The following is a 3,860-nucleotide window of genomic DNA, read 5'->3' as shown; positions in this document are numbered from 1 at the left end:
GGCAGGCCCGGGGCGTCCGCGGGCACCTGGGCCGTGATCCCCGCGGCCGTCAGCGCGGCCCGGGCGCCGGCGAGTTCGGCGGCGAGGCGGGGTCGGCGGTAGCCGGTGACGGCCTCGCGCACGTCGACCAGGGCCTGTCGGCTGACCTTCTCGATGTCGGCGACCTGGTCGGCGGCCTTGGCCGGCTGGTCGGGGAGCATCCGGCCCGCCAGTTCGCTCTTGAGTGTGATCAGCGACAGGGAGTGGCCGAGCAGGTCGTGCAGGTCACGGGCGAGCCGGAGGCGCTCCTCGTTCGCGGCGAGCTGGGCGACCTGGGCGCGGGCCTCCTGCAACTCCCGTGTCGTGCGCACCAGTTCGCGTACGCCGATCATGGAGAAGCCGCCGAGCAGGGTGGGGATGAGCAGCCAGTACTCCGGGCTCGCGCCCATCAGCAGTCCGACGACGAGCAGGGCTGCCGTCGAAGCGACGATGGCAGGCCGCGTCCACCGCAGGGGAAGGACCGCCCCGCAGGCCACGGAGACGTACACGAACAGGACGAGCCAGTCGTCGCCGAGGGTGAAGGACATGACGACGGCGAACACCGGCAGCACGGCCAGGCAGACCTGCGCGGCGATCCGGCCCAGGGTCCGGCCCATCTGCCGCACGACGAGCCCCACGTAGCAACCGCCGAACGCCGCGAGCCCCAGCCAGCCGAGGGTCGTGGCGAGCGGCGTGTGGTTGCCCTGGAGCAGATCGGCGACGGGGCTGCCGAGGAAGGCCAGCCACATGGCGATCCAGACCAGCTTCACGTAGAAGTCGCGGCGGGTCTCGGGAGGCTGGCCGATCCTGGGGATGCGCTCCGCGCCGTCCGTCTGCATACTCACGCCTTCAACGTGTCCTTCCGGTACAGCCAGGCCGCGCCGCCCGCGAAGAGCAGGAAGTAGACCACGATGAGCGCGACGTCCTTGGCGTGCGGGGCGTTGCCCAGCTCGATGGCCTGGCCCAGGCCGGCGTACGCGTGCGTGGGCAGCCACTTGGCGATGTCCTGCAGCCACTGCGGGAACGTCGTGGTCGGCATCCACAGGCCGCCCAGGATGGACAGGCCGAAGTAGACGATCATCGTGATCGGGCGGACCGCGTCGCCGGAGGCGAGATAGCCGATGGCGACGCCGAGCGCGGCGAAACAGAGGCTGCCGGCCCAGATCGCCGCGGTCAGCGCGAGCCACTGCCAGGCGTCGAACCGTACGTCCTTGAAGGCGGCGGCGACCACGAAGACGATGACGATGGACGGGAGCGAGACGACCGCGGCGCTGGCGGTCTTGGCGAGGACGTAGCCGCGCCCCGGCAGCGTCGTCAGCCTCAACTGCCGCACCCAGCCGCTCTCCCGCTCCTTCGCGATGCGCTCGCCGTTGCCCATGAGGACGGCGGTCAGGGCGCCGAAGGAGGCCATGGAGACCATCATGAACGCGGGCAGGCTCAGGCCCGTGCCGTCGACGATGTCCGTGCTGTCGGCCGAGCCGGCGATCAGCAGGAAGAGGATCGAGGGGTACAGCACGGAGAAGAACAGGAACTTCTTGTTGCGCAGGGCGCGGGTGATCTCCAGCTTGATCAGGCTGTTCATGACGCCTTCGCCTCCTGCGCGGCTTCTTCCGCGGTCGTGATGGCCACGAAGGCCTGTTCCAGGCCGAGGCCGGCGACCTCGAGGTTGCGGGGGTAGACGCCGAGGCCGTACAGCGCGTGCACGGTCGCGTCGGCGTCGGTGGACTGGATGCGGACGGTGTGACCCGAGATGTCGACGCTGGTGAGGAACGGCAGCGCCTTGACGGCGGCGGTGTCGATCTCGCCCTCCAGGTCGAAGGAGACCTTGCGGGCGCCCGCCTTCGCCTTGATCTCGGCGGCGGTGCCGTCGGCGAGCAGGCGGCCGCGGTGCAGCACGAGCACGCGGTCGGCGATCGCGTCCGCCTCTTCCAGGTAGTGCGTGGCGAACAGGACGGTGCGGCCCTGGTCGGCCTGCTCGCGCATGGTCGCCCAGAACGCCTGGCGGGCCGTCACGTCCATGCCGGTCGTCGGCTCGTCCAGGACGATGAGGTCGCTGTCGCCGGCCGTGGCGAGGGCGAAGCGCACGCGCTGCTCCTGGCCGCCGGAGAGCTTGTTGACCTTGCGGTCGGCGATCTGGGCGATGTCGGCGCGAGCCAGCACGTCGCCGACCGGGTGCGGCTTGGGGTGCAGGGCGCAGGCCAGCTGGACCAGCTCGCGCACCGTCACCTCGTCCATGAGGCCGCCGCTCTGCAGCATGGCGCCGACCCGGCCCCGCACGATCGCGTCGCGCGGGGCGGTGCCGAAGACCCGGACGTCGCCGGTGTCCGCGGGGCGCAGCCCGAGCAGCAGGTCGAGGGTGGTGGACTTGCCCGCCCCGTTCGGGCCGAGCAGGGCGACGGTCTCCCCCGGGTGCAGGGCGAGGCTGAGGTCGTCGACGGCCTTGACGGCCCCGTAGGACTTCGTCACCCCCGTGAAGGTGACCGCTGCGTCTGTGTTCATACCCGACATCGTCCCCGGTCCGAGGGGCCGCGGGGCAGTGTCGGGTGTCGCGCGTCCCGCATGACATCTGTCATGCGGGACGCGCGGACAGGCCCTAGCTCGGGTTCGTCTCGATGGTCGCCGTGCGCTCCGCCGGGGTCTTGCCCAGCAGGGCCTTGCCCATGGCCTGGGCGACGTCCGTCGGCTGGACCGGGGTCTTCTTGCCGTTGCCCCGGGTGATGAGGACGCCGTCGAACGTCGTGCCGTAGAGCTGCTTGAGCGCGTCGCGGTCGTACGTCTCGACGAGCTTGCCGTCGATCGCCTTCATCCCGAGGATCTTCGGCAGCGACTTGTCCGGGCCGAACTGGATCGAGGCGGACCCCGCCTTGATCGTGACCAGGCCGGACATCGCGGGCTCGGCGAACTGCTGCATCTTCCGGTCGACCTCGGCGTCCGGGATCGTCGGCTGCTGCTCCGCCGTCGCCATCCGGACCGGCGTCGCCGCGCCCGTCTCGACCTGTGTCTGGTACGCCTGCTCGACGGCGTCGGTCGACTTGTCGACGTCGATGCCCTTGCCGGACTTGCCGTAGACCGCGACGGCCTTGCCCGGGACGAACCTGATCGTGCCGTCGCCGGACGCGGCGGCGCCGCCCGCGGCCTGCTGGAGCGCCGCGTGCAGCTTCTCCTCGTCGACGGGCATGACCGGTTCGACGACCCGTTCGTTGCCGAACAGCGAGCCGATCACGGAGACCGGGTTGTAGTCGCTGCCCGCGGCGGCGGACACGGTGGCCGCGCTGTCCAGGGACAGGCCCGCCTGGTCCGGCTTCAGCGCGACCGTCTTGCCGTCGACCTGGAGCTTCAGCGCCTGCTTCGTACGCTTGCCGAGCGTGTCGTCGAGCTTGGCGGCCGCCTGGTCGCGGGTGCCGCCGCCGATGTCGACGCCGAGGACGGTGGTGCCCTTGGGCACGTCGGAGTGGTTCATCAACAGGCCCGCGCCGTACGCGACTCCGGCCACGCCGACGACGCCCGCGCCGAGCAGGACCAGCTTGTTGCGGCCCTTCTTCTTTTTCGCGGGGGCCGGGGCCGGCGTGCTCTGCACCGGGTCGGGCAGCTTCGGCGGGACGTGCGGCGCGGAGGCCTGCGGGGTCGGCGCGAACGGGGAGCCGGGGCCCTGGCCCGTCTGCGGGACGACCGGGATGCCGCTGGTGAGCGTGTCGCCGGAGACATTGCCGCCGGACGGCTCGGGCGCCGGCTTCTGCGGCGTCAGGATCGCGGTGTCGTCGCTCATCCGGGGCGGCTGCTGGCCGCCCGCGGCGGGGCGGACGGCCGGGTTGGGCGCGAGCGGGGTCACCATCGGACCGTCG

3 protein-coding genes and 1 pseudogene are annotated in these 3,860 nt (G+C 71.7%); all 4 read right to left on the bottom strand.

What is annotated here, in order from left to right; translation table 11 throughout:
• Positions 1–857: histidine kinase (locus G3I40_RS29125; protein WP_164305514.1), on the bottom strand; the 857-nt coding region annotated here is incomplete at its 3' end.
• A gap of 2 nt (positions 858–859) precedes the next feature.
• Positions 860–1,600, bottom strand: coding sequence for an ABC transporter permease (locus tag G3I40_RS29120; protein WP_164305512.1), 741 nt, complete (start codon positions 1,598–1,600; stop codon positions 860–862).
• A complete protein-coding gene (locus G3I40_RS29115) occupies positions 1,597–2,517 on the bottom strand; it encodes an ABC transporter ATP-binding protein (protein WP_203644967.1) in 921 nt (306 codons plus the stop codon). The genes G3I40_RS29120 and G3I40_RS29115 overlap by 4 nt, the downstream gene beginning before the upstream one ends.
• A gap of 94 nt (positions 2,518–2,611) precedes the next feature.
• A pseudogene (locus tag G3I40_RS29110) lies at positions 2,612–3,860 on the bottom strand (hypothetical protein); the annotation flags it as partial.

This window comes from Streptomyces sp. SID14478, assembly GCF_010548525.1.
Classification (GTDB): Bacteria; Actinomycetota; Actinomycetes; order Streptomycetales; family Streptomycetaceae; genus Streptomyces.
This window is presented reverse-complemented; position numbering and strand designations above follow the sequence as displayed.